27 protein-coding genes are annotated in these 23,752 nt (G+C 67.4%); 17 read left to right on the forward strand and 10 right to left on the reverse strand.

The window, feature by feature from the left end; genetic code table 11:
• Window positions 1-86: 86 nt before the first annotated feature.
• The 3 genes from trxB to C9424_RS02480 all read right to left on the reverse strand — a co-directional run bounded on the left by trxB (window position 87) and on the right by C9424_RS02480 (window position 2,465).
• Window positions 87-1,094 carry a thioredoxin-disulfide reductase gene (gene trxB, locus C9424_RS02470; protein WP_116765373.1) on the reverse strand — a complete coding sequence of 336 codons (1,008 nt, stop codon included), beginning with the start codon at window positions 1,092-1,094 and terminating at the stop codon, window positions 87-89.
• Window positions 1,095-1,116: 22 nt separating this feature from the next.
• Window positions 1,117-1,536 carry an arsenate reductase ArsC gene (locus C9424_RS02475; protein ID WP_116765374.1) on the reverse strand — a complete coding sequence of 140 codons (420 nt, stop codon included), beginning with the start codon at window positions 1,534-1,536 and terminating at the stop codon, window positions 1,117-1,119.
• A gap of 254 nt (window positions 1,537-1,790) precedes the next feature.
• On the reverse strand, window positions 1,791-2,465 hold the full coding sequence (locus C9424_RS02480) for an arsenate reductase/protein-tyrosine-phosphatase family protein (protein WP_116765375.1): 675 nt from the start codon (window positions 2,463-2,465) through the stop codon (window positions 1,791-1,793).
• Window positions 2,466-2,510: 45 nt separating this feature from the next.
• Here C9424_RS02480 and C9424_RS02485 point away from each other — a divergent pair, with 45 nt between their 5' ends.
• The 4 genes from C9424_RS02485 to C9424_RS02500 all read left to right on the forward strand — a co-directional run bounded on the left by C9424_RS02485 (window position 2,511) and on the right by C9424_RS02500 (window position 4,559).
• Window positions 2,511-3,251 (forward strand): aquaporin, encoded by a 741-nt coding sequence (locus tag C9424_RS02485; protein ID WP_116765376.1) that lies wholly within the window; start codon window positions 2,511-2,513, stop codon window positions 3,249-3,251.
• Between the two features lie 126 nt (window positions 3,252-3,377).
• Window positions 3,378-3,728, forward strand: coding sequence for an ArsR/SmtB family transcription factor (locus tag C9424_RS02490; protein WP_116765377.1), 351 nt, complete (start codon window positions 3,378-3,380; stop codon window positions 3,726-3,728).
• A gap of 35 nt (window positions 3,729-3,763) precedes the next feature.
• The gene (locus tag C9424_RS02495) at window positions 3,764-4,249 is read left to right on the forward strand and encodes a GNAT family N-acetyltransferase (protein WP_116765378.1); all 486 of its coding nucleotides are present in this window, start codon (window positions 3,764-3,766) and stop codon (window positions 4,247-4,249) included.
• Between the two features lie 76 nt (window positions 4,250-4,325).
• Window positions 4,326-4,559: a hypothetical protein gene (locus C9424_RS02500; protein WP_116765379.1), complete on the forward strand. Its 234-nt coding sequence runs from the start codon at window positions 4,326-4,328 to the stop codon at window positions 4,557-4,559.
• A gap of 53 nt (window positions 4,560-4,612) precedes the next feature.
• Here the strand turns inward: C9424_RS02500 and arsA are convergent, their stop codons facing one another.
• Together arsA and arsD are read right to left on the reverse strand one after the other, a co-directional pair.
• Entirely contained in the window at window positions 4,613-6,373 is a 1,761-nt protein-coding gene (arsA, locus tag C9424_RS02505) for an arsenical pump-driving ATPase (RefSeq protein WP_116765380.1), read from the reverse strand.
• An 8-nt stretch (window positions 6,374-6,381) separates the two neighbouring features.
• Window positions 6,382-6,777: an arsenite efflux transporter metallochaperone ArsD gene (arsD, locus tag C9424_RS02510; RefSeq protein ID WP_116765381.1), complete on the reverse strand. Its 396-nt coding sequence runs from the start codon at window positions 6,775-6,777 to the stop codon at window positions 6,382-6,384.
• 242 nt (window positions 6,778-7,019) lie between these two features.
• Here arsD and C9424_RS02515 point away from each other — a divergent pair, with 242 nt between their 5' ends.
• The 10 genes from C9424_RS02515 (at window position 7,020) to C9424_RS02560 (ending at window position 18,076) form a co-directional block, all read left to right on the forward strand.
• Window positions 7,020-7,814 (forward strand): IclR family transcriptional regulator, encoded by a 795-nt coding sequence (locus C9424_RS02515; RefSeq protein ID WP_116765382.1) that lies wholly within the window; start codon window positions 7,020-7,022, stop codon window positions 7,812-7,814.
• A gap of 155 nt (window positions 7,815-7,969) precedes the next feature.
• Window positions 7,970-9,247 (forward strand): cytochrome P450, encoded by a 1,278-nt coding sequence (locus C9424_RS02520; protein WP_116765383.1) that lies wholly within the window; start codon window positions 7,970-7,972, stop codon window positions 9,245-9,247.
• 5 nt (window positions 9,248-9,252) lie between these two features.
• The gene (locus tag C9424_RS02525; RefSeq protein WP_116765384.1) at window positions 9,253-10,428 is read left to right on the forward strand and encodes a PEP/pyruvate-binding domain-containing protein; all 1,176 of its coding nucleotides are present in this window, start codon (window positions 9,253-9,255) and stop codon (window positions 10,426-10,428) included.
• Between the two features lie 67 nt (window positions 10,429-10,495).
• Window positions 10,496-12,382 (forward strand): PEP-utilizing enzyme, encoded by a 1,887-nt coding sequence (locus C9424_RS02530; RefSeq protein WP_116765385.1) that lies wholly within the window; start codon window positions 10,496-10,498, stop codon window positions 12,380-12,382.
• A gap of 22 nt (window positions 12,383-12,404) precedes the next feature.
• Window positions 12,405-13,178, forward strand: a complete 774-nt coding sequence (locus C9424_RS02535; protein ID WP_091255243.1) for an SDR family NAD(P)-dependent oxidoreductase — start codon at window positions 12,405-12,407, stop codon at window positions 13,176-13,178.
• 59 nt (window positions 13,179-13,237) lie between these two features.
• Window positions 13,238-13,558, forward strand: a complete 321-nt coding sequence (locus C9424_RS02540) for a 2Fe-2S iron-sulfur cluster-binding protein (protein WP_116765386.1) — start codon at window positions 13,238-13,240, stop codon at window positions 13,556-13,558.
• Window positions 13,559-13,560: 2 nt separating this feature from the next.
• The gene (locus tag C9424_RS02545) at window positions 13,561-14,898 is read left to right on the forward strand and encodes an NAD(P)/FAD-dependent oxidoreductase (RefSeq protein WP_116765387.1); all 1,338 of its coding nucleotides are present in this window, start codon (window positions 13,561-13,563) and stop codon (window positions 14,896-14,898) included.
• Between the two features lie 31 nt (window positions 14,899-14,929).
• The gene (locus C9424_RS02550; protein ID WP_116765388.1) at window positions 14,930-15,715 is read left to right on the forward strand and encodes an HD domain-containing protein; all 786 of its coding nucleotides are present in this window, start codon (window positions 14,930-14,932) and stop codon (window positions 15,713-15,715) included.
• Window positions 15,712-17,322 carry an aldehyde dehydrogenase family protein gene (locus C9424_RS02555; RefSeq protein WP_237563259.1) on the forward strand — a complete coding sequence of 537 codons (1,611 nt, stop codon included), beginning with the start codon at window positions 15,712-15,714 and terminating at the stop codon, window positions 17,320-17,322. Before C9424_RS02550 ends, C9424_RS02555 begins: the two co-directional genes overlap by 4 nt.
• Window positions 17,323-17,656: 334 nt before the next feature.
• On the forward strand, window positions 17,657-18,076 hold the full coding sequence (locus tag C9424_RS02560) for a DUF7793 family protein (RefSeq protein WP_202615748.1): 420 nt from the start codon (window positions 17,657-17,659) through the stop codon (window positions 18,074-18,076).
• Window positions 18,077-18,141: 65 nt separating this feature from the next.
• On the opposite strand, the gene C9424_RS02565 is transcribed toward C9424_RS02560, so the two are convergent.
• Window positions 18,142-19,035: a helix-turn-helix transcriptional regulator gene (locus C9424_RS02565; protein WP_116765390.1), complete on the reverse strand. Its 894-nt coding sequence runs from the start codon at window positions 19,033-19,035 to the stop codon at window positions 18,142-18,144.
• A 163-nt stretch (window positions 19,036-19,198) separates the two neighbouring features.
• On the opposite strand from C9424_RS02565, the gene C9424_RS02570 reads away from it, so the two are divergent.
• Both C9424_RS02570 and C9424_RS02575 read left to right on the forward strand, forming a co-directional pair.
• Window positions 19,199-20,242, forward strand: coding sequence for an NAD(P)-dependent alcohol dehydrogenase (locus C9424_RS02570; RefSeq protein ID WP_116765391.1), 1,044 nt, complete (start codon window positions 19,199-19,201; stop codon window positions 20,240-20,242).
• Window positions 20,243-20,253: 11 nt separating this feature from the next.
• On the forward strand, window positions 20,254-20,664 hold the full coding sequence (locus tag C9424_RS02575; RefSeq protein ID WP_116765392.1) for a (R)-mandelonitrile lyase: 411 nt from the start codon (window positions 20,254-20,256) through the stop codon (window positions 20,662-20,664).
• A 161-nt stretch (window positions 20,665-20,825) separates the two neighbouring features.
• Here the strand turns inward: C9424_RS02575 and C9424_RS21275 are convergent, their stop codons facing one another.
• On the reverse strand, window positions 20,826-21,401 hold the full coding sequence (locus C9424_RS21275; protein WP_133247471.1) for a hypothetical protein: 576 nt from the start codon (window positions 21,399-21,401) through the stop codon (window positions 20,826-20,828).
• Between the two features lie 79 nt (window positions 21,402-21,480).
• Window positions 21,481-21,801, reverse strand: coding sequence for a GYD domain-containing protein (locus tag C9424_RS02585; protein ID WP_116765394.1), 321 nt, complete (start codon window positions 21,799-21,801; stop codon window positions 21,481-21,483).
• A gap of 246 nt (window positions 21,802-22,047) precedes the next feature.
• Here C9424_RS02585 and C9424_RS02590 point away from each other — a divergent pair, with 246 nt between their 5' ends.
• Window positions 22,048-22,362: an antibiotic biosynthesis monooxygenase gene (locus tag C9424_RS02590; RefSeq protein WP_237563260.1), complete on the forward strand. Its 315-nt coding sequence runs from the start codon at window positions 22,048-22,050 to the stop codon at window positions 22,360-22,362.
• A 50-nt stretch (window positions 22,363-22,412) separates the two neighbouring features.
• Here the strand turns inward: C9424_RS02590 and C9424_RS02595 are convergent, their stop codons facing one another.
• Together C9424_RS02595 and C9424_RS02600 are read right to left on the reverse strand one after the other, a co-directional pair.
• Complete coding sequence (locus C9424_RS02595) at window positions 22,413-23,015, reverse strand: DUF6919 domain-containing protein (RefSeq protein WP_116765396.1); 603 nt, start codon at window positions 23,013-23,015, stop codon at window positions 22,413-22,415.
• On the reverse strand, window positions 23,016-23,543 hold the full coding sequence (locus tag C9424_RS02600) for an SRPBCC family protein (RefSeq protein WP_116765397.1): 528 nt from the start codon (window positions 23,541-23,543) through the stop codon (window positions 23,016-23,018).
• Between the last annotated feature and the right edge of the window lie 209 nt (window positions 23,544-23,752).

A 23,752-nucleotide genomic window follows, 5' to 3' on the forward strand; every position in this document is an offset into this window, starting at 1 on the left:
TCTCACTTAAGGCCGTTTTGAGGGCTCAAAACGGCCCCTGCTGCGAGCTAGTTGGGCAGGCCGGGAGGCGGGGTGCTGCGTGCAGTTCAAGAGTGGGTGGGGTCCTCCACCAGGGCGGTGGCGATGCTGTCCGCGTCCTCGAGCGCGGCGAGGTAGCGTTCGGCGTCGAGGGCGGCGGCGCAACCGGTGCCGGCGGCGGTGATGGCCTGGCGGTAGCGGTGGTCGACGGCGTCCCCGCAGGCGAAGACTCCGGTCAGGTTGGTGACTGTGGTCGGGGAGTCGACCTTGATGTAGCCCTCGGCATCGAGGTCCACCTGGCCGGCCAGCAGTTCGGTGCGGGGCACGTGGCCGATCGCGACGAAGATCCCCGTGGCCGCCTGCTCACGTGTCTTCCCGGTGACGGTATCGGTCAGGGTGACGCCGGTGACCTTTCCGTTGCCGTGGATCCCGGTGACCGCGGAGTTCCAGGCGAAATGGATTTTGGGGTTGTCCTTGGCACGCTGGGCCATGATCCTGGAGGCCCGCAGCTCGTTTTTGCGCACGACGACGGTCACGGTCTTGCCGAAGCGGGTCAGGAACGTCGCTTCCTCCATCGCCGAGTCGCCGCCGCCGACCACGATGATGTCCTGGTCACGGAAGAAGAAGCCATCACAGGTAGCGCACCAGGAGACGCCGTGGCCGCTGAACTTCTTCTCCTCCGGCAGGCCGAGCTCCTTGTAGGCGGACCCGGTGGCGAGGATGACCGCGGGCGCTTCATGGGCCTGCCCCGCAGCGGTGACCACGCGCTTGAGGTGACCGGTGAGCCGGACCTCGGTCACGTCGTCGAACACGACCTGCGCGCCGAATTTCTCGGCCTGCTGCTGGAGCCCGTCCATGAGCTCCGGACCCTGGATGCCGGCCGGGAAGCCGGGGAAGTTCTCCACCTCGGTGGTGTTCATGAGGGCACCGCCGGCGGTGACGGCTCCGGCGATGACCAGCGGCTTGAGGCCGGCGCGGGCGGCGTAGATGGCAGCGGTGTAGCCGGCAGGGCCGGATCCGATGATGATCAGCTGTTCTGTACTAACGATGTCGGCGGTGACGACGTCGGCGCTCATGGCGGTCCTCCTTGGGGGCCGGTTACTTGGCGGGGGCGAGGGAGGCGATCAGGTCCTCGATGCGCCCCTTGATCTCGTCGCGGATCGGCCGGACGGCGGCGACGCCCTGGCCGGCCGGGTCTTCGAGCTCCCAGTCCTCGTAGCGCTTGCCGGGGAAGATCGGGCAGGTGTCGCCGCAGCCCATGGTGATCACGACGTCGGATTCCTTTACGGCCTCGGTGGTGAGGACTTTCGGGATTTCGGCGGACATGTCGATGCCAAGTTCCGCCATGGCCTCGACGGCTGCGGGGTTGACCTTGTCCGCCGGGGCGGAACCGGCGGAGCGGACCTCAATCTGGCCCTGGCCGAGGGCGGTGAGGAACGCTGCGGCCATTTGGGAGCGGCCGGCGTTGTGGACGCAGACGAACAGGACGGAGGGCTTCTTGGCGGTTTCGGTGCTCACGGGGTTTCTCCTGGAATCAGTTGGGTGACGGGTGCGTCGCGGTCTGGTTGAGGTCCTGTGCCCGACACGTGCAGCGCTCAGCAGAACATTGATGATGATCGATGCAGAAAGTATCGGACTATAGATTGATGATTGTCAATATTTGCAAAGTCGCCTTCACCGCCCCCGTCGGGCATCCCGGCCGGCGTTCGATGAACCGCCGGGACATGCCCCTTGTCCGCAGCGGGAAGGAGTGGGCGGTCAGGGGCGGGTAATCAGGCGGCGAGCACGCGCGGCGCGAGGTCATTGATCCGGTGGGCGATGTCATTGAAGGCGTTTTCGAAGGCTTCCTCGGTGCCCAGGCGCAGCGGATCCGGCACTGACCAGTGCACGCCGCCCAGTCCGGGCAGCTCCTCATGGGCATTGTCGCAGACGGTCACGACGAAGTCCCCGTCCCCTGCCACCTGCTCCAGGTTGCGCGGAGGAAGGTCGGCGAGGTCCACGCCGTGACGCCGGGCGACTTCGATGGCACCTGGGGCGATGCGGTCCGCGGGATGCGTTCCTGCCGACGCGGACGGGATTTCGCTGACCTGCTGCCACAGTGCGGCGGCCAACTGGGACCGTGCACTGTTTTTCGTGCAGACGAACAGGACGCGGCGGGCCCCGTGTTCCGCGCCGGGCACCAGGCCCTCCAAGGCGCCGGCGGCAAGCCGGGTGTAGCTGCGGCGCCTGTCGGCCTCGGAGCGGTGGCGGGTTGCCAGTCCTGCATCTTCCAGGGCGCGCAGGTGGTGGGACAGCAGATTCGACGGCATCCCCAGCTCTGCCTGCAGTTCCGTGGGGGAGAAGTCACCCAGGGTCAGCAGGTCAACGATGCGCAGCCGCGCGGGATCGGCGAGGGCCGCATGTTTGGCTGCCCTCGCCCGAAGATCCTGGATTTCCTCAATAGTCATTGATTCAATTTTGACTGAGTAAATTCTATCGGTCAAGCTGTTGCCATGACTTCCCACCAACCTCCGCTGTGGCGTCGTGCCGTCGCTGAACTGCTCGGCACCAGCTTGCTCGTGATGATCGTCGTCGGTTCCGGAATCGCCGCGCAGCAACTCTCCCCCGGGGACGTTGGCCTGCAGTTGCTCCAGAACAGCACGGCCACGGTGCTGGGCCTGACGGTGCTGATTCTGGTGCTCGGACCCGTGAGCGGCGCGCATTTCAATCCTGTGGTCTCCCTCGCCGACTGGATCCTGGGTCGACGCAGCGGCGCCGGGCTGACCCTTCCCGAGCTTGGCACTTACGTGGTTGCCCAGACCGTGGGTGCGGTCATGGGCAGCGTGGTCGCGAACGCCATGTTCGAGGTGGGCACGTCCATCTCTGACAAGGAGCGCGCAACCCCAGGGCATCTGTTGGGCGAGGCTATCGCCACCGCCGGTCTGATCCTGCTGATCTTCGCCCTCGCGGCCACCTCGCGCGGCGTACTCGCCGCGCCGGCGGTGGGCGCCTATATTGGGGCCGCGTACTGGTTCACGTCCTCGACGTCGTTCGCGAACCCGGCGGTCACAGTCGGCCGCATCTTCAGCGACACCGTCGCCGGCATCGCACCGGCCTCCGTCCCCGGCTTCGTCGTGGCGCAGCTGGTCGGCACAGCAGTCGGCCTTGGCCTCCTCCTGATCCTGTTCCCCTCCGCGGCCCGCACCGCGGACGACGCCGTTCTCCCGCGCAGTTCCGAAGCGGCCAGATCCTAGCCGTCGCCGCCCCTGGCGGGCCGACCCGTCTGCGTCTCCACCCCAACGCGGCATGCGCCCCAGCCCCTCCCGTCCGGGGGCTCCGCCTAACATTGATGATTGTCAATATCAAGGCATAATGGGTACATGAACTCCCTGCCTATACTCGAGCCGGCCACGGATGAATCCTGCTGCGCCCCGGCAGGAGTGCCTGCCTTGGGTGCCGAGGAGGCGAAGCAGAAAGCCCTGGTCTTCAAGGCGCTGGCCGATCCGAACCGGCTGCGGCTGCTCTCCATCGTCAAGGGTGCCGGAGCCGGGGAAGCCTGCGTCTGCGATCTCACCGAGCCACTGGACCTGGGGCAGCCTACCGTGTCCCACCACCTGAAGATCCTGGTCGACGCCGGCCTGCTGCACCGCGAAAAGCGCGGCACCTGGGCCTACTACTCCCTCGTTCCGGGCGCCATAGAGCAGACGGCCGGCCTCCTGGCCTCCCTGTGAGTCGCACTTCGGAGCCCGACCTCACGGTCCGTCCGATGCAGGAATCAGACTGGCCCGAGGTCCAACGGATCTACGGCGAGGGAATCGCGACCGGGCAGGCAACGTTCGAGTCCGCGGTGCCGGACTGGCCCAGTTTCGATGATTCGCGGCTCACCGACCACCGCCTCGTGGCGCAGGCGGTCGACGGCAGCGTCCTCGGCTGGGCGGCGGTCTCCGCCGTTTCCACCCGTCCCGTGTACTCCGGCGTCGTGGAACACTCCATTTACGTGTCCGAGGCCGCCCGCGGCCAACGGATAGGATCAGTCCTCCTCCGGTCCCTGATCGCCTCGACGGAAGAGCGCGGCATCTGGACCATCCAGGCGAGCATCTTTCCTGAGAACGAACCGAGCTTGAAACTGCACCTCGCGCATGGTTTCAGGGTTGTGGGGCGACGGGAAAAGATTGCCCGGATGGCCCGCGGCCCTGCCGCCGGCCAGTGGCGGGACACGGTCCTGATCGAACGGCGCACACAGGCCCTTTAGTTCTTGCGCTGGGGGCACGACGGGGGCAAAGGTAGTCCCAAGAGCTGACATTGCGGCCGCGACCCAGGAGGACACCATGAATGCCAGGACTCCCACCACCGAGGACCGGCTGCGTGCCATGTTGGAGAACATCAAGGCAGCAACCGCCAACACGCGCCAGGCGATGGACGCCCCCGGCGATGAGGACTGGGTGCAGGACGGCGAGTCGGATGCTGAGTACCTGCGGGCGATCCAGCGTGACACGATTGCCAGGCTGGACGCCACCGCCCAGGACATCGAAGCCCTGCTGGCCGAGCGCCTGGGCGGCTAACCGGGAAGGCAACGGCCCCGCCGCACACGGTGCGGCGGGCCCGATGAGGCGGGTCAGGCAGGCTGGGTGCTGAGAGCGGTCAGCGCCGACAATCTGTCTTCACCCACAGGCTCTCCGGACAGCATGGGAATGAGGGCGACCCGGTCTGTCAACGTGTGCACCTTCGCGATCTGTTCGATCTCGCTCGCGGCGCGGGCCCGCAGGAACGGCGACTGCGGGTGTGCGGCTGCGATCGAGTTGTTGATGACCCAGGCCCACGGATGGATGCCCGCCCTTTCCAGATCATCCTGCAGAACCTCGGCTTCGAGCACAGGTGTCGTCTCAGCCAGGGTGACGAGGACAACCTTGGTCTGTGCCGGATCCTGAAGCCGCATGAGCGGTGTCACGAACCCCATCGTGTCGCCGACCTGGCGGGAGATCTCGCGGTGGTACGACCCCGTGGCGTCCAGGAGCAGCAGTGTGTGGCCGGTCGGCGCCGTGTCGATCACCACGAAGTGGCGGCGGGATTCCTGGACCACCCTGGAGAACTGCCGGAACACGGCCACCTCGTCCGTGCACGGGGACATGAGGTCCTCGGCCAGCGCCGCGCGGCCTTCGTCGTCCAGGCTCCGGCCCTTGGTCTCCATCACGTGGCTTCGATATTCCTGGATGGCCGCATCCGGATCAATGCGGGAGACTTTCAGGCCCGGGGTGGATCCCTGCAACGTTTCGGTCAGATGGGCAGCCGGATCTGTCGTGGTCAGGTGGACCGGGTGTCCCCGTTTCGCGAGGGCGACGGCGATGGCGGCAGCGACAGTGGTCTTCCCGACCCCGCCCTTCCCCATGCACATCACGAGACCGTGGCCGTCGAGCTCCACTTCGTTCACCAGGGCAGCCAGCGGGGCATCTTCGACCTCGGCGTCCGCCGCCGCGCCGGGCGGCATGCCGGCCCCGGCGGCCGCGAACAAGGTCTCGAGGGCCGGAATGCCGACCATGTTGCCCGGCTTCAGATCCAGAACGTCGCGCGGAAGGGCGGCAACCGAGCCGGGCATGGCGGCGACGGCGGCAGCTTCCCGGGCGCGCAGGGCCTGCGCGAGTTCCTCCTCGCCGGCAGCGGGCGGCAGGACGCCGTTGAGGACGACGTAACCCCCGCCGATGCCGATCTCGCCCAGTTCCAGATAGGTTCGTTCGATCTCCGTCAGGGATGATGTCTGCGCGCGGCTGACCAGGACAAGGCGTGTCCGGGCCGGGTCGGTGAGAGCCTGCACGGCCTTGGCGTACACCTGCTTGTGCTTCTCGAGCCCTGAGAGGGGGCCCAGGCACGACGGATCTCCCTTTCCCGTCTCGAGGAAGTCGGTCCATGAACCGGGCAGTTGCAGCAGCCGGATCGTGTGGCCCGTCGGGGCGGTGTCGAAGACGATGTGGTCATACTCCGCGTAGGCCAGGTCGTCGGCGAGCAGGTTGGTGAACTCGTCGAACGAGGCGATCTCCGTGGTGCACGAGCCCGACAGGCCTTCAGCAATGCTGGCCAGTTCGGTCTCCGGCAGGAGGCCGCGCACGGGTGCGATGATCCGCTCACGGTAGGCTTCGGCGGCCTGCTCCGGGTCGATTTCCAGTGCGGAGAGGCCCGGCACCTCCTGGATGGGCGTGACGGTATTTCCGATGGTCACACCAAAGACCTGACCCACATTCGACGCGGGGTCGGTGCTGACCAGAAGCACGTGCCTTCCCGCTCTTGCCAGGGTCAGGGCGGTCGCGCAGGCCACTGAGGTCTTGCCGACGCCGCCCTTTCCCGTGAAAAACACAAACCGGGGCAGGTTCTCAAGGAACTTCACGCCGGAACTTAGCAGCAGCTCGTGGAGCCGCCGCAGCAGCCGCCGGACTTCTTTTCGGTGAGGCCCAACTCCGGGCGCGGGGTCGGCTCTTCTGCCGCTTCGCCGAGTCCGGCGAACGTCAGCAACTGCCCCCTGCTCGGGTAGGCGCCGGTGGCGACGGTGACGCCGTCTACGACAGTGAGCGGCAGGCCCTTGGATCCGACGGTGTGCATGTAGCCGCGGACCGTCTCATCCTTAGCGAAGGCCGGCGGGTCGCTGGCCAGATTGTGCCGCGCAATGTCGGCGCCGAGGCCCTGAAGGTGGCGCACGTTTGCGGTCACGTCCACCAGGGACTGGTCGACGTCGGGGCCGCAGACGCCGGTGTCGCAGCAGAGAGCGGATTCATAGATTCGGATGGCAGGCATGCAGTTCTCCTTGGCTCTTGCGGTGGTTCGATCCAGTGCCGAAACCCTGTGCCGTCCTCATTGAGGCAGCTGTCCCAGGGGATGCGGCTTGCGAACGAGTGCGTCACATTCATCAGTATATTGATATTCATCGATGCATGCTAGCCGGGCGGCGCGGACCGCCTAGCGAACTCCCCGTCATGCAGACTCCGTCTCTCCGTTCTAGACTCGGATCCACGCTCATCCCCGACGAGGAGGTCACGATGGCCGGCGGCAGCCGCGAACCCGGCAGGACGGTGACCTCGAAGGTCCTCTCCATCCTGGAAGCCTTCGAAAAGTCCCGGGGAGCCCTCAGCCTGACGGACATCGCCGAAAAATCCAAGCTCCCGCTGAGTACGGCGCACCGGCTGGTCAACGAGCTCACTGACTGGGGCCTTCTCTCGCGGGAGCCCAACGGCCGCTATCAGCTCGGCATCCGCCTCTGGGAGCTCGCCCAGAACACCGGCCGCCAGCTCCGCGACGCGGCCCGGCCGTACGTTCAGGACCTCTTCTCGCTCACCGGCGAAACCGCGCACCTGGCGGTCCGGGCCGGCCACGAGGTGCTCTACATCGACCGCGTCTACGGCTCCAAGCGGGTGCCGCGGGCCTCCCGCGTCGGCGGCCGCCTGCCCATGCACGCGACCGCCGTCGGCAAAGTCATCCTGGCCTTCGAGGAGGACTGGGTCCGCGACGCCTACCTGAACCGGCAGCTCGAGCGGCATACCGCGCACACCCACGTTGACCCGCAGAAGCTGGCGGCCGAACTCGCCCAGATCCGGGAGCAGGGCTACGCCACCACCCTCGAGGAGGTCCGGCTGGGATCCTGCTCCATCGCCGTCCCGGTCTTCCATACCGGCAGGATCGGCGCCGCGATCGGGCTGGTGCTGCCCACCAACCAGGCCGCCACGATGACCCGCCACCTGCCGGTCCTGAGGGGCATCGCGGCGCAGATCGAGCGCGCCACCGCCCGGATCCCGCTGGAAACGCTGCTGGGCAGCAATGTTGCGGGAACGGACTAGGCCGGGATCCCTGGCGGCAACAGGCCCTGCATCAACTGGCTTCCGCTCAGTGGAAGTGAGCCCTGCCATTCCGGCGTGATCGGGGCCACACTGGTGAATAAGAACCCGCGGCATGCAGTGGCGCTGCCGGCGGGACCGAACACCAAGGAGCCCAGATGTCATCGTCGACTGAAACGGCCGGCCGCTGTCCCTTCGGGCACGGCGCCGAAGCCCCCGCCGGGCACCACGGCTACGAGCCGTTCCAGATGAAGAATCCCTTCCCCGCCTACGCCGAACTCCGGGCCGAGCAGCCCGTCATGTTCGACGAGCGGATCGGCCTCTATGTCGTCTCCCGCTATGACGACATCAAAGCCGTCTTTGAGGACTGGGAGACCTTCTCCAGTGAAAACGCCCAGGCGCCCGTCCGTGAACGCGGCGCCGCGGCCAAGAAGATCATGGACGACGGCGGCTTCACCGCCTACTCGGGCCTCTCCGCCCGCCGCCCGCCGGAGCACACACGCATCCGCGCCGTGGTCCAGAAGGCCTTCACGCCCCGCCGCTACAAGGCCCTGGAGCCCTTCATCCGGCAGAACGTCGTCGAGCTGCTCGAAACGATGCTCGCGCGGCCGGAACACCGCGGCGACATGGTCAAGGACCTCGCCTACGACGTCCCCACCATCACCATCCTGACCCTGATCGGCGCCGACGTCTCCCAGGTGGACACCTTCAAGCGCTGGAGCGATTCCCGTGCCGCCATGACCTGGGGCGACCTCAGCGACGAGGAACAGATTCCGCACGCCCACAACCTCGTGGAGTACTGGCAGGAATGCCTTCGCCTGGTCCGGGTGGCCCACGAGTCCGGCGGCGATAACCTCACCGCGGACCTGGTCAAGGCGCAACAGGAAGGCGCCGAAATCTCCGACCACGAGATCGCCTCGGTCCTTTACAGCCTGCTCTTCGCCGGCCACGAGACCACCACCACCCTGATCTCCAACGCCCTCCGCGAACTCCTGGCCCGCCCCGAGCAGTGGCAGCAGCTTGTGGAGGACCCCAAGAAGATCCCCGCCGCCATCGACGAAGTCCTGCGCTACGCGGGCTCGATCGTCGGCTGGCGCCGCAAGGCCCTCAAGGACACCGAAGTCGGCGGCGTCGCGATCAAGGAAGGCGCCCAGCTGCTGCTCCTGATGGGCTCGGCCAACCGGGACGACACGAAGTTTGACGCCGGCGAGGACTTTGACATCACCCGGCCCAACGCCCGCGAGCACCTGTCCTTCGGGTTCGGCATCCACTACTGCCTGGGCAACATGCTCGCCAAGCTCCAGGCCAAAATCGCCCTTGAGGAAGTGGCCCGGCTCGCCCCGGAGCTGCAGCTGGAGAACCCGGAAGCCATCGCCTTCCGCGAGAACCTCTCCTTCCGCGTCCCCGAGACCGTCCCCGTCAGCTGGAAGGCCTGAGAAATATGCACAGCAACGAATACATCCAGTTCTTCGACGGCGGCATTGAACCGAAGCTCGAAAACCTCGGCGGCAAGGGCGCCTCGCTGGTCACCATGACCTCCGCCGGCATGCCCGTCCCGCCCGGCTTCGTGGTCACCACCGCCCAGTTCGACGCCTTCATGGAGGAAGCCGGCATCACCCGGGACATCCACGAGCTCCTCGCCGGCCTGGACCCCGAGGACATGGCCCAGGTGGACAAGGTCGCCGCCGCCATCCGCGAGGATATCCGCTCCCGCCAGGTGCCGCAGGCCCTGCGCGAACTCACCGTCACCGCGTACGAGTCCCTGATGGCCCGCTTCGAGGCGCCGGTCCCGGTGGCCGTCCGCTCCAGCGCCACCGCGGAGGACCTCCCGGACGCCTCCTTCGCCGGCCAGCAGGACACCTATCTCTGGCTCGACGGCGTCAAGGCGGTCACCGAGCACATCCGCCAGTGCTGGGCCTCGTTGTTCACCTCCCGCGCCATCATTTACCGGCTTAAGAACAACATTCCCAACGAGGGCCTCTCGATGGCCGTGGTGGTGCAGAAGATGGTCAACGCGCGCGTCTCCGGCGTCGCGATCACCATGGACCCCACCAACGGCGACCGCTCCAAGATCACCATCGACTCCTCCTACGGGGTCGGGGAGATGGTGGTTTCGGGCCAGGTCACGCCGGATAACATCATGCTGGACAAGGTCACCCTGGCCGTCGTCTCCGAACATCTCGGCGACAAACATGCCGAACTCGTCCCGGATGCCGCGGCCGGCCGTCTGGTGGAGCGTGAGGTCGATGCCGAACGCCGCGGCCGCCGCAGCCTCACCGATGCCGAGCTCACCGCCGTCGCGCAGATGGCCAAGCGTGCCGAGAAGCACTACAAGTGCCCGCAGGACATCGAATGGGCCCTCGACGCTGATCTGCCGGACGGCGAAAACCTGCTCCTGCTGCAGTCCCGCCCGGAAACTGTGCACTCTTCCAAGCCAGTTGTCCCGTCCTCGGCCGTTGCCGGCGGCTACTTCAGCGGACTCAGCCCCGCACCCGCCGCCTCACCCGCTGCCACGACGCCGCCGGCCGGCAACGCGCCGTCGTCCGCCACGCCGTCGTCGGCTCCAGGATTCAGCCTCGGCAGCATCACCGCTTCGCTGCTCAAGCCCTCCTTCTAGACGTTTTGACCCGCTAGTCCGCTCCGTCACCCAGGCTCAATGCTGAGCCCGTATTGAAAGGACCGCCATGTCCCTGAAGTCCTTCCCCAAGCCCTCCGAGCTTCCGGTTCCCGCCGGCGCCGAGGGCTGGGAAAAGATCTACCCGTACTATCTGGTCTTCCAGGACAAGCTCAAGGAGCAGGAGGACGCCAAGTTCTGGTTCTGCGACAGCCAGCACTGGCCTACCGTGTTCAAGCCCTTCGAGACGATCGGCGGCGAGTTCGCGGTTAAGTGCCTGGGCCAGTACAACGCCCGTCACCTGATGATCCCCAACGCCAACGGCATCGAGTTCCGCATCCACCTGGGCTACCTCTACATGTCGCCCATCCCGGTCCCGGCGGACCAGATCGCCGCCCGCGTGCCCCTGTTCGAGCAGCGCGTGGGCCACTACTTCCAGAACTGGGAGCAGCTCCTCAAGCAGTGGCACGTCAAGGTCAAGGGCACCATCGATGAGATGGAAACCATCTCCTTCCCCAGGCTCCCGGACATGGTCCCCATGGAGGACATCCTCTCCGGCAAGGGCAAAGACGGCTCCGAGAAGCTGCTGGAAAGCTACGACCGGCTGATCCAGTTGGCCTACCAGAACTGGCAGTACCACTTCGAGTTCCTCAACCTCGGCTACATCGCCTACCTGGACTTCTTCAACTTCTGCAAGCAGGTGTTCCCCAACATCCCGGACCAGTCCATCGCCACCATGGTGCAGGGCGTGGACATGGAGCTCTTCCGCCCGGATGACGAGCTCAAGCAGCTCGCCAAGCTCGCCGTCGAACTCGGGCTGCAGTCCCACTTTGGTAACACCGACGACGTCGACGCCACCCTGGGAGCCGTCGCAGCCGCCCCCGGCGGGGACCGCTGGATGGCCCAGTACGAGGGCGCGAAGGACCCGTGGTTCAACTTCACCGTGGGCAACGGCTTCTACGGCCACGACAAGTACTGGAACGAACACCAGGAAATCCCGCTCGGCTACATCGCGGACTACATCCGCCGGGTGGACGACGGCCAGGAAATCATGCGCCCGGTCGAGGCCCTGATCACCGAACGCGACCGCATCATCGAGGAATACCGGGACCTCCTGGAAGGCGAAAACCAGGCCCTCTTCGACGCCAAGCGCGGGCTCGCCGCCACCGCCTACCCGTATGTGGAGAACCACAACTTCTACATCGAGCACTGGACCATGGGCGTCTTCTGGCGCAAGATCCGTGAACTCAGCCGCATGATGCAGGCCGAGGGCTTCTGGACCGAACCGGACGACCTCCTCTATCTGGGCCGCAACGAGGTCCGTGACGCCCTGTTCGACCTCGTCACCGGCTGGGGCGTCGGCGCCAAGCCGATCGGTCCCGACTACTGGCCGGAGGAGATCGAGCGACGCCGCGGAATAGTGGACGCGCTCAAGACCGCCCGCCCGGCCCCGGCGCTGAACACCCCGCCGGAATCCATCACCGAACCCTTCACCCGGATGCTCTGGGGCATCACCACCGAGCAGGTCCAGCAGTGGCTGGGCGCCGGAGAAGCGGTCGAAGGCGGCGGCCTGCGCGGCATGGCGGCCTCGCCCGGCGTCGTGGAAGGCCTGGCCCGCGTTGTCACCGACGCGGACCAGCTCTCCGAGGTGCAGCAGGGAGAAATCCTCGTCGCCACCGTCACCGCGCCGTCCTGGGGCCCGATCTTCGGCAAGATCAAGGCCACCGTCACGGACATCGGCGGCATGATGAGCCACGCGGCCATCGTCTGCCGCGAATACGGCCTCCCGGCCGTGACCGGGACCGGATCGGCGTCCACCACCATCAAGACCGGCCAGCGGCTGCGGGTGGACGGGACCAAGGGCACAGTCCAGATCCTCGACGCGCTGATTCCCGATACCGGGGAACCGGAGCTCCAGGTCGCCGGGCCCGGGGCCCACAGCCATAGCCATGTCTGACCAGCGGATGAATGACTCGAACATGCCTGCTGCGGAATATGACGGTGCGGGCCGGCCTGCCCGCACCGTCCTGATCACCGGCGCCGCCGGCGGCTTGGGCCGGGCGTTCGCGCTCGGCTTCGGCCGCCGCGGCTACCGCGTGGCGGTGGCGGACGTGAACCTTGACGGCGCGGAGGAAACGGCCAAGCTGGTCCTGGACACCGGGGCCGAGGCGGCCGCCTTCCACGCCGACGTCACCAGCCTCGACTCCACGGAGGCCCTCGCGAAAAGCTGCGCGGACTTCGGCAACGGGAGCATCGACGTCGTGCTGAACAACGCCGCCGTGTATGCGGGGGTGACCCGCAGCCCGTTCGAGGACATCGATCCGGCCGAATGGGACCTGGTAATGAACGTGAACCTCAAGGGGCCCTGGCTCGTGACCCGGGCGGCCAGCCCGTACCTGCCCGAGGGCGGCCGCGTCATCAACCTCTCCAGCGCCACGATCTTCAGCGGCTCGGAACAGTGGCTCCACTACGTCGCCTCCAAGGGCGGCGTGGTGGCCCTGACCCGGGTGATGGCCAAGGAACTGGGCCGCCGGGGGATCACGGTCAACGCGATCGCCCCCGGCTTCACCCTCACCGAGGCCAGCTACGGGCTAATGGAGAACGCCGAGAACTACGGGGTGGACCGGGGCGCCATCAAGCGGGCCAGCCAGCCGGAGGACATCGTGGGCGCGGCGCTCTTCCTGGCCGGGCCGGACAGCTCCTACTACACGGGCCAGACCATGGTGGTCGACGGCGGCCGCCAGTTCATCTGACTCTGCCCTTTTTGCCAACTTCCCGACTTCAACCCCAAGTTCATCCCCAAGGAGGACCAATGCCAACGGTTCATTTCACCGACGCCGAGGGCGCCGTCCGCGACGTCCAGGGCAACGCCGGCGACTCCGTCATGGAGACCGCGGTGCGCAACGGCGTCCCCGGCATCGTCGCCGAATGCGGCGGCTCGCTGTCCTGCGCCACCTGCCACGTCTTCGTCCGCGAGGACTGCCTCTCACAGCTCCCGGCGATGGAGGACATGGAGGACGAGATGCTCTACGGCACCGCCGTGGACCGCGAGGACAACTCGCGGCTGTCCTGCCAGCTCCGCCTCACCGATGAGTTCGAACTGTTCGTCACCACCCCGGAAACCCAGGTATAGCCATGGGCACCAACGCGGTTGAGCAGGCCGCCCCCGCGGCGGCAGCTGAGGACGCAACGCCGTCGGGCACCCCGGCCCGCACCGGGTTGCTCATCATCGGTGCGAGCCAGTCCGGCGTCCAGCTCGCGGTATCGCTGCGGGCCCTCGGCTTCGACGAGCACATCACCCTGCTCGGCGACGAGGACCACCGCCCCTACCAGCGCCCGGCCCTGTCCAAGGAGTTCCTGCAGGGCACGGTGGAGAGCGAATCGCTGATCTTCCGGTCCAACGAATACTGGGCCGATCACAACGTGGACCTGATCAAGGGCGAATACATCGTCAAGATCGATAAGGAAGCGGACGGCTCCGGCGTTGCCCATTCCTCCTCGGGCGGGCAGTTCCCCTTCAAACGCCTGGCCCTTACCGTGGGCGCCCGGGCCCGGAAGCTGGAAATCGAGGGCGGGGACCTCGACGGCGTGCTGTACCTGCGCAACGCCGACGACGCCCTGGCCCTCAAGGCCCGGGTAGGGGACGCTCACGATGTCGTGGTGATCGGTGGCGGTTTCATCGGCCTCGAAGCCGCGTCCAGCCTGCAGAAGATGGGCAAGAACGTCACCGTGCTCGAATTCGGCCCGCGACTGGTGGGCCGCGCCGTCGGCGAGGAAACCGCCGAGTACTTCCTGCAGGCACACCGCGCCCGCGGCCTGGACATCCGGCTCGCCACGAGCGCCAAACGCTTCACCGCGAACGACACGCCAGCGGACGGTCACCGGACGGTGTCCGGCGTCGAACTCCAGGACGGCACCGTGCTGCCCGCACAGATCGTGCTGATCGGGATCGGCGTCATCCCCAACACCCAGCTGGCCGAACAGCTCGGCCTGGCCGTGGACAACGGGATCGTCGTGGACCGCTTCGCGCTGGCCTCGGACGGCACCACGGTGGCGATCGGCGACTGCGCCAACATGCCCAATCCGGTGCCCGGCTCGGCGCCGGGGGAGCGGATCCGGCTGGAAAGCGTCAACAACGCGATCGAACACGCCAAGGTGGCGGCCTACTCGCTCACCGGCCGGCGCGAGGAATACGCCGGCATCCCGTGGTTCTGGTCCAATCAGGCCGACCTCAAACTCCAGATCGCCGGCCTCTGCAATGGCTACGACCAGACCGTGCTGCGGCGCGACGCGGAGCGCGGGAAATTCAGCGTCCTCTACTACCGCCAAGGCCGGATCATCGCCGCGGACTGCGTCAATGCGCCGCTGGACTTCATGGCCGTCAAGAACGCCCTGGCCAAGGGCCAGAACATCCCCGCGGAAGCTGCCGCCGATCCGGCCACACCCCTCAAGACGATCACGACGGACAGCTAGCCCTGCGGCTGGCCGCCCCCGAAGGAGCATTATGACCACCCCCAAGACCCCGGTTGCCGACGCCGGCCGCGCAGCCGGGACTGCCGCCGCTGCCGCCGCCCACCGGGCCGACGCCAATCCCGCGGCTGTTGATTCCGCGACTGCGGATTTTGCCGCCGCCTACCCGGTCCGGCCCGTCCCTGCGCCGGGACCGGTGGACACCGCCCCGATCGCCACGACGCCGGCCGCGCTGGAGGAACTCGACCCGCTGTGGCGTGCCGTGGTGCACGAGACCCGCACCCGCGGCAACGACATCCACCTACCGATCTCCCTCGCCTTCGCCGAGCGGCTCTGCCGGGCCTACCCCGATGCCGATGCCGAGCTCGTACGCGTGGCCACGCTGCTGCACGACACCGGCTGGGCCCACGTGGACGAATCGCGGATCATCTCCGAAGGCTTCGCCGGCGACTGGCGCAAGGCCGCGATCCGCTATGAACACGAAAAACAGGGCTGCGACGTCGCCCGACGCGTGCTCCCGGGCCTGGGCTACTCCGCCGAGTTCGTGGAGCGGGTCTGCGACATCATCGACGGCCACGACACCCGCCCCGCGGCCCACTCGCTGGAGGACGCGCTGATGCGCGACGCGGACAGGCTGTGGCGCTTCGACCACGCCGGGATCGCCCTGGCATCCTCCTGGTTCGGGATGGACCCGGCCACCTACACGGACAGGCTGGCCACGGAAATCGTGCCCGAACTCATTACCCAGGCGGCGCACGACATGGCCGTCGCGGACCTGGCCCGCTCCACCGCCCTGCTCAAGACGGCGGTGATCCGATGACCTCCGCCACGCACCACGCCGGCACCCCCGCCGGGACGCCCGTTTCGATGCCCGCCGGGGCTCCGGCGCCGGGCGGGACGGCGCCGGGGGAGGCGACATCGCCGTCGTCCGCCCCCGCACTGGCCGCACGCGCTGCACTGACCCTGCCGCACACCCACGTGGACAGCATCTTCATCGACGGGGCCTGGACGCCGGCCCGGGGCACCGGCCGCAACCCGGTCACCGACCCGGCCACCGGCGAAGTATGGGGCTCCGTCCCGGACGGCACTCCGGAGGACGTGGACGCCGCCGTCGGCTCCGCCCAACGCGCCTTCCAGGGCGAGTGGCCGCGGCTCGCGCCCTCCGAGCGGGCCGCCTATCTGGTGCGCATCGCCGAGGAAGTGGAGAAACGCGCCGACGAGCTCTCGCTCACCAACACCCGGGAGAACGGCTCGCCCGTCTCCGAATCCTCCGGCGCGGCAGCGAACGCCGCGGGCATCTTCCGGTACTTCGCGACCCTCGCCGGCTATCTCGAGCGCGACGACGTGCGCGCATTCCCGCGCGGCGGCGGTGAATCCGTGGTCCGGCGCGATCCCATCGGCGTGTGCGCGCTGATCGCGCCCTGGAACTTCCCCATCAACCTCGTGGTCATCAAGCTGGCCCCCGCGCTGCTGGCAGGCTGCACGGTGGTGATCAAACCGGCGTCGCCCACCCCGTTGTCCCTCCGGGTGATCATCGACGCCGTGGCCGCCGCGGGAGTTCCGGCCGGCGTGGTCAACCTCGTCACCGGCTCCGGCCGGCTGGGCGACGCACTGGTCAAACACCCTGGCGTGGACAAGGTGGCCTTCACGGGCTCCACGCCGGTGGGCCGGAAGATCGCCGCCGCCTGCGGGGAGCTGCTGCGTCCCGTCACCCTGGAACTCGGGGGGAAGTCGAGCGCGATCGTGATGCCGGACGCGGATCTGGACGCCATGTCCAAGGTCCTGATCCGCTCCTCCATGCGCAACACCGGGCAGACCTGCTATATCTCCACCCGGATCCTTGCCCCGGCCAGCCGATACGAGGAAGTGGTGGACATGGTCACCGCCACGATCGCCGCCGGCAAGCAGGGGGATCCGCTGGATCCCGGGACCGTCTTCGGGCCGTGCGCCACGGAATCGCAGTACCGGACCGTGCTGGAGTACGTGGAGTCGGGGCTGGCCGAAGGCGCCCGGGCCACCACCGGAGGCCGGGCGGCGACCCTCGGCGGCGGCCTCGAAGGCGGGTATTTCGTGGAGCCCACCGTGTTTGCCGACGTCACGCCGGACATGCGGATCTCCCGCGAGGAGATCTTCGGCCCGGTGATCTGCATCCTGCAGTACGACGACGCCGACAGCAGTGTCGATGAGGCGGTTGAGCTGGCCAACAACACCGAGTTCGGCCTGGGCGGGCTGGTGTTCGGGACGGATCCGGAGGCTGCGCTGGCCGTCGCGGACCGGATGGACACAGGATCGGTGGGCATCAACTTCTTCGCCTCCAACCATGCCGCACCCTTCGGCGGACGGCACGACTCCGGCCTCGGCACCGAATACGGCATCGAGGGCTTGAACGCCTATCTGAGCTATAAGTCGATCCACCGGAAGGTCTGACGCCCGCGCCCACGGGAGGCTTCCCGGGCCAGCGGAGCCTCAATCCACGGGACATGCCCTCCCCTGACGCCCGGCGATGGACATAAACCCACTGTGTCCATTGCTCATGCCTAGCACGGGGCATGTCCCAAGTTGGCCGCGGGACATGTCCGTTCCGGGTGCGCGGCGAGGAACCTGTTCATTGCGTGGCAAAGCAGGAAGTCTGGGTAGCGCCGGAGGACATGTCCCCTTTAGGCAGGCGCCAGGGCGGCCCCGGCCACGCACCGTTGCGGTCCGCCACGCGCACCGGGCCGCATAGCCTTGGCGCACGAGGGCCGGGCCTAGAATGGTCACGATGATGTCAGGACATATAGCCGCTGCTAATGGGAAGAACGTGCTGAGCGTCAGCGCGGGCATCATCACATCGGTCTGGTTGCCCGGCTCCATTGTTGACGTCCACGACGCCAGGGACGCCATGCGGGCCGTCGAGCAGATCAGCGGGGGAATCCCGATGCCGATGCTCTCTGAAATGACCGACGTGGAGATCAGCGCGGCGGCCAGGTACGAGTTCGCGCAGACTGCGGGTGTTGTGGCGATTGCGGTGCTCGGATCCAGCACCGTGGACCGAGTAGTCGCGGCGGCAATGAGCCGGCACACCCGGTATCCCCACGAGTTCTTCACGTCCCGGGACGACGCCATGGCCTGGCTGAGCAACTTCGCCGCCAGCGTCAGCCGGCCCGACGGATACACGGACGGCATTTCGGCCCTGACGTGACAGCCGCGGCCGGGGCGCGGCTAGCGTTCGTCAGCAGTGTCCGGGCCGCTAAGCCTTGTCCGCACCTACACCTTGTCTACAGCGGCAGCGGCCTCGGCTTCCTTGACCCGCCGGTTGGTCGAGGCCCAGCTGGCCAGGAGCCGCAATGCATCCTCTGACGCCGAGCCTGGCTCGGCCGTGTAGATCAGCAGGGACAGCCCGGCGTCGGCCGAGACATCCATCGCCTCATACATCAGGTGAAGGTCCCCGACCACCGGGTGGTGCAGGTTCTTGACCCCGGTGTAGTGCTCGCGCACATTGTGCGCTGCCCACAGGGTGCGGAATTCCTCGCTCCTGGTCGAGAGCTCGCCGACGAGGTCGGTCAGCCCGCGGTCATAGGGGTCCCGGCCGGCCTCGGTTCGCAGGATAGCCACGGTGTCATTCGCCGCACGCTGCCAGTCCGGGTAGAAGCTGTGCGAGCGGGCGTCCAGGAAGATGAACCGGGCATGGTTGGCCGGGCGGGCGGCGCCCGCATACATCTCCGAATACAGGGCGTAGCCCAGCGGATTGGCCGCGAGGATGTCCATGCGCCCGTTCCGCACAAAGGCCGGCGCGCTGGTGATGGCGTTTAGCGACAGCTGAACGCTCCGCCGCACGGACTCCGCAGGCCGGGGACGACGTCGGGCCCGACTCCCCGGGGCCGCCGCCCGGGCCAGATCGAAGAGGTGGGACCGTTCGGCGTCGTCGAGTTGCAGGGCCCTGGCCACGGCTTCCAGCACACCCTCCGACACCCCGGACAGGTTTCCCCGCTCCAAACGCGTGTAATACTCGACGCTGACGCCGGCCAGCATGGCGACTTCCCCGCGGCGCAGCCCAGGCACCCGGCGTTTGGCCCCGTAGACCGGCAGCCCCGACTGCTCGGGGGAGATTTTCGCCCGGCGCGAGGCAAGGAACTCGCGGACCGCGTCTCGATTATCCATGGCATCAACGTTAGGCGCTACGGCCCCCTAAGGGAGACCCTGCCAGTACCCCTATCAGCAGGGACTCCCTTGGGGGCGCGATCCACGGTTTGATGGATGGTGTTCCGTTGAACAACCCCCAACGACGGAACCACCCCCCAAAGACCAACAAGCAGGAGATTCATTGCTCACCGTCAACGCTTACGCATCACCCTCCGCGACCGAGCCGCTCGTCCCCACCACGATTGAGCGCCGCGATGTGGGCCCGCATGATGTCCTGATCGAGATCAAGTTCGCCGGGATCTGCCATTCGGACATCCACACCGTCCGCGGCGACTGGGGGCCCCAGTCCTACCCGCTGGTCCCGGGCCACGAAATCGCCGGAATTGTCGCCGAGATCGGCTCCGCCGTCACCAAGCACGCTGTCGGAGACCGGGTCGGCGTCGGCTGCATGGTCAATTCCTGCGGCGAGTGCGTCAACTGCCAGGCCGGCGAGGAGCAGTACTGCCTCTCCGGCAACACCGGCACCTATGGCGCGGTCGACCGTGACGGCACCATCACCCAGGGCGGCTACTCCACCCACGTGGTGGTGACCGAGGACTTCGTGGTCACCATCCCCGAGGGCATCGAGCTCGACGTCGCCGCGCCGCTTCTGTGCGCCGGGATCACCACCTACTCGCCGCTGCACCACTGGGGCGCCGGCCCCGGCAAGAAGGTCGCGGTCGTCGGCCTGGGCGGGCTTGGCCACATGGCCGTCAAGATCGCCCACGCCATGGGCGCCGAGGTCACGGTCCTCTCCCAGTCGCTGAAGAAGCAGGAAGACGGGTTGCGCCTGGGCGCCGACCACTACTACGCCACGAGCGACGAGAACACCTTCACCGAGCTCGCCGGCAGCTTCGACCTGATCATCAACACGGTCAGCGCCTCGATCGACATCAGCTCCTACCTGCAGCTTTTGGCCCTCGACGGCGCCCTGGTCAACGTCGGCGCCCCCGCCGAGCCGCTCCCGGTGAACGCATTCGCCCTCATCGGCGGCCGCCGTTCCTTCGCCGGCTCGATGATCGGCGGCATCCGTGAAACCCAGGAGATGCTCAACTTCTGCGCCGAGCACGGCCTGGGTGCCGAGATCGAGGTGATCCCGGCCGGCAAGATCAACGACGCCTACGAGCGCGTCCTCGCCTCGGACGTCCGGTACCGCTTCGTGATCGATACCGCCACCCTGAACTAGAGGAAGTGCCAGTGGAAATCCAAGCCAAGAAGCCGAGCGTCAAGGGTCCGGGGCACATGTTCACCGGCGACGTCTGGTTTGACGTCATCGCGGCCCCGCAGCCCGAGCCGTCCCGCATGCGTGTCAACGCGGTGCACTTTGCCCCGTGCGCCCGCACGGCCTGGCACTCGCACGCCGTCGGGCAGACCCTGCACGTCACCGAAGGCGTCGGCCTGGTCCAGGCCCGCGGCGGCGAAGTGACCGTGATACGGCCCGGCGACACCATCTACACCCCGCCAGGCGAATGGCACTGGCACGGCGCCGCACCGGATCATTTCATGACGCACCTTGCCATGTGGGAAGGCGTCGGTCCCGACAGCGACCAGCCGGAGTCCGAATGGGGCGACCTCGTCACCGACGAGGAATACAACAGCGCCACGTAGCACCCAGTTCCAAACACCGGCACTGCCGTTGCGGGGTCCCTCCACCCACCCGAAGGGCCCCGCAACTGGACGCCCAATCATCGGTGGTTTTGAGCCGGTGGTTTTGAGTAAATGGTTTTGTCGCGGAGGACGTGACGCGGATGGTCCCGGCCGGGATCGGGCTACGATCCCGGGGTGGCCGGGACCATCCAGAAACCTGCCACTTCGCCGGCGCCGGGCCCGGTCGTGCGCCGATAGGCCTGGGCGTAGACCGGCCCCGCGGCTAGGTCCACCTGTGCCTGCGTCGCCTTTCCGCAGTCGAGAGCCAGCTCGAGTTTCCCGCCGTCCCGGAGGCCGTCCTGGGTAATCGAAATGTCGCCGGTGGGCGCGCCGACGCAGGCGGCCGTCACCGTGTACGTCCCCTTCGGTAAAGCCTTGACCGCCTTGCGCACCCCGGCGCCGCCGAGCCCGCCGGCGCCTTCCAGGACGATCCCGTCCGGCCGGGCGCCGAGGACGGCCCCGAGGTCGTGAAGGTTGCGGGTCTCCGCCATGGCGAGTTCCGGACCCACAGGGGACGGCGGCGGAGGCGCCGCGCGGCGCGTCCTGGTGGGCGCCGTCGTCGGACCTCCCACGTCGTCCGAGTACTCACACGCCGCCAGAGCCGTTGCCGCGCCGGCCACAGCCAACAGCAGCGCCACGCCCCGCAGAGAATGTCTTCCCCCGCCGCGCAGCTTGCCCAGTGACCTGCTCAGTGACATGCCCCGAGCCTACTGGACCTGGGACCCGCAACGCCGCGGGCGGGTCCCGGGGTGGCCGCGGCGGGACCGCAGTGCTGATCTACTGCCCAGGCGGCCGGTACGACGGCGTCTTGCTGGCTGCTGCGTCAAGATCCTGCAGCGTCATGAGCGGCTTGAGGGTCAGGCTCACGGCACCGGTGGAATTGATCATGAGCGACAGGGCGGCGGCGCTGGCCTGATCGGGGATGTCGAAGACACCGAGGACGTCGGTGTCCCCGAAGGCGTAGTAGAAGCATTCGAGGGTGCCGCCCACCGACTTGAGGGCTTCCACCACCGCATCACGCCGCTTCGTGCCGCCTTCACGCATGAGGCCCTTAATGCCGTCGCCCACGTAGTTTGCTTCGAACAGATATTTGCTCATGGTTTTCCCTCTCCTGTGATGCCCAGGATCTTGGCCTCCGCAGGTGTGCCCGCTACCCGACGATGGATGGTCCGAGGCTGGCCCCAGAGCGGGGCTCTGCCCACATGCTAGGCCTTCCGCCCCGACCCATACAACGGTTCGGTGACGGGCGGCAGCGACGCCTCGGGCAATCCGGCCCTACCGCCGTGCGGGGGACAGGAACATAATCGCCGTATCAACCCTGTACGGAGCATGGAGGTGGTCGACGTGTCTGTTTACACGCTCGGAATTTGGCTGGTGCATCCCGGCCGCGAGAACGATTTTGTGCAGGCCTGGCGGGATCTGGCCCGGAAAACCAAGGAAGATTTTCCCAACGCCAAAGCCGTGCTCATGCACGACCGTGACGTCAAGAACCGGTTCATCAGCACCGGTCCCTGGGATTCCCTGGAACAGATAGAGCAGTGGCGGGATTCTGCCCTGTTCAAGCAGAGCGTCGAGGCAATGAAGGACATGCTCGAGCACTTCGAGTCCCGCACCCTGGACGAGGCCGCCAGCATCGGCTGGGATGCCACCGACATGTGACCTCCCGCTAGGCAAGATGGTCCCGGCCGCACAGTGCCCGCTCCGGCGGACTAATCTCTTTGCAGCGCCTCAAACACGGCGGGCAGCAGGACATCGTTCCTGCCCCAGACGGGGTCGAAGATTTCCACGTACCAGGCATCCGCCAGGACGAGGGCTAGGGTGTCGTTGGACTCGGCTGCCCAGTCCCTGAGCTGGTCTTCGCCGACAGGCTCTTCGCTGCTGCCCAGTACGGTTACGACGGCGTCGTCCTGAACGGTCACCGGAATGGAGGCACTGCTGGCTTCCCCGGGGGCGTGGACCACTGTCACCAGTTCGGTCCGGGTGGACAACGCCAGCAGCGCCGACGCCGTCTCCGGGCTGCAGAACGCCGTCACGTAGGCCCGTTGCGCGAGTCCTTCGACCTCCACGCCCGGCTGGGATTCCTTGGTGAAGAGTCCGTTCCGGTTGAGCCGGGCGAGCTCGCCGGCAATGGCCGTGGTCTCGTCGTCGAACCCTGGGGAGAAGACCCCCGGCTGGTACTGGCTGTTGCCCTCGAGCCAGCGGGCGGTCAGTTCTCCGGCGGCCGCGATTGAGGTGGCCTGCCGCCATACGTCACGGTCAGCGAGGAGCCGGCCGAAGTTGTCCCGTTCGGTCGTAAACCTGTCCTCTGACATTCAGGCCTCCCTTGCCGTGGGCTGAGCCGTGGACCCATCTGCGGGCTGCCCCTGCGGGGCGTGGTGCTGCAGCAGGATGGACAGCCGTTCGCAGCTGGCACGGAGCGCCTCGAGTTCGCGCCGGCTGTAGTCCTCGATGATCTGATTGATCCGCTCGGCGAGGTGCTCGTCGTCGACCTCGAACGCGTGATTGAGCGTGACCACCGTGAGCCCGTCCGCCTGCCGGATCTCCCAGTCGCCGCCGAGCTGCTGGAGCGGTGCTTCCAGATTCAGTTGCTGGAACTCCGCGCGGTGGCGGGCGGCATCAAAGACGCGCCAGCAGTGGCTTGAACTGAGCGAGCCGTTGGACACCACCGACGTTCGGAGCTCGTGCGTGGTCTCGTCGCCGCTGACGCGCTCCGAATAGACCGTCAGTCCGTCGAGGTACGGCCAGTGCGAGGCGTCCCGCAGCATGCTGAAGACCAGGTCCGCCGGGGCGTTGATGCTGAGCCGGTGCGTGGTCCGGTGCGCAATGCGCGGCGTGCTCACTGACAAGTTCACCCCTCCTGTGTCGCGTTGTCTTTCTGCCGGTCTTCTATGCAGGCTAGGCCAGTTGAGCCCCGCCGTGAACAATTCCGTCCCGCCGCGTCACGAAGTGCAACGTGCGGTAACACTGGGCCCTTCCAGGCCCCGCCAGCGGACTCCGGATGAACGGCTGTTACCGCCTGTATCCCTTGGTTTCACCCGGTTTCACGGCG

The organism is Arthrobacter sp. H-02-3, assembly GCF_003097355.1.
In the GTDB taxonomy this organism is placed as follows: Bacteria; Actinomycetota; Actinomycetes; order Actinomycetales; family Micrococcaceae; genus Arthrobacter; species Arthrobacter humicola.

Bases quoted from the DNA above. Each gene is read 5' to 3' on its own strand.
- trxB (WP_116765373.1), bottom strand. From the start codon at position 1,094: ATGAGCGCCGACGTCGTCACCGCCGACATCGTTAGTACAGAACAGCTG.
- C9424_RS02480 (WP_116765375.1), bottom strand. From the start codon at position 2,465: ATGACTATTGAGGAAATCCAGGATCTTCGGGCGAGGGCAGCCAAACAT.
- C9424_RS02485 (WP_116765376.1), top strand. From the start codon at position 2,511: ATGACTTCCCACCAACCTCCGCTGTGGCGTCGTGCCGTCGCTGAACTG.
- C9424_RS02490 (WP_116765377.1), top strand. From the start codon at position 3,378: ATGAACTCCCTGCCTATACTCGAGCCGGCCACGGATGAATCCTGCTGC.
- C9424_RS02495 (WP_116765378.1), top strand. From the start codon at position 3,764: ATGCAGGAATCAGACTGGCCCGAGGTCCAACGGATCTACGGCGAGGGA.
- C9424_RS02500 (WP_116765379.1), top strand. From the start codon at position 4,326: ATGAATGCCAGGACTCCCACCACCGAGGACCGGCTGCGTGCCATGTTG.
- arsD (WP_116765381.1), bottom strand. From the start codon at position 6,777: ATGCCTGCCATCCGAATCTATGAATCCGCTCTCTGCTGCGACACCGGC.
- C9424_RS02515 (WP_116765382.1), top strand. From the start codon at position 7,020: ATGGCCGGCGGCAGCCGCGAACCCGGCAGGACGGTGACCTCGAAGGTC.
- C9424_RS02520 (WP_116765383.1), top strand. From the start codon at position 7,970: ATGTCATCGTCGACTGAAACGGCCGGCCGCTGTCCCTTCGGGCACGGC.
- C9424_RS02525 (WP_116765384.1), top strand. From the start codon at position 9,253: ATGCACAGCAACGAATACATCCAGTTCTTCGACGGCGGCATTGAACCG.
- C9424_RS02530 (WP_116765385.1), top strand. From the start codon at position 10,496: ATGTCCCTGAAGTCCTTCCCCAAGCCCTCCGAGCTTCCGGTTCCCGCC.
- C9424_RS02535 (WP_091255243.1), top strand. From the start codon at position 12,405: ATGCCTGCTGCGGAATATGACGGTGCGGGCCGGCCTGCCCGCACCGTC.
- C9424_RS02540 (WP_116765386.1), top strand. From the start codon at position 13,238: ATGCCAACGGTTCATTTCACCGACGCCGAGGGCGCCGTCCGCGACGTC.
- C9424_RS02545 (WP_116765387.1), top strand. From the start codon at position 13,561: ATGGGCACCAACGCGGTTGAGCAGGCCGCCCCCGCGGCGGCAGCTGAG.
- C9424_RS02550 (WP_116765388.1), top strand. From the start codon at position 14,930: ATGACCACCCCCAAGACCCCGGTTGCCGACGCCGGCCGCGCAGCCGGG.
- C9424_RS02555 (WP_237563259.1), top strand. From the start codon at position 15,712: ATGACCTCCGCCACGCACCACGCCGGCACCCCCGCCGGGACGCCCGTT.
- C9424_RS02560 (WP_202615748.1), top strand. From the start codon at position 17,657: ATGATGTCAGGACATATAGCCGCTGCTAATGGGAAGAACGTGCTGAGC.
- C9424_RS02565 (WP_116765390.1), bottom strand. From the start codon at position 19,035: ATGGATAATCGAGACGCGGTCCGCGAGTTCCTTGCCTCGCGCCGGGCG.
- C9424_RS21275 (WP_133247471.1), bottom strand. From the start codon at position 21,401: ATGTCACTGAGCAGGTCACTGGGCAAGCTGCGCGGCGGGGGAAGACAT.
- C9424_RS02585 (WP_116765394.1), bottom strand. From the start codon at position 21,801: ATGAGCAAATATCTGTTCGAAGCAAACTACGTGGGCGACGGCATTAAG.
- C9424_RS02595 (WP_116765396.1), bottom strand. From the start codon at position 23,015: ATGTCAGAGGACAGGTTTACGACCGAACGGGACAACTTCGGCCGGCTC.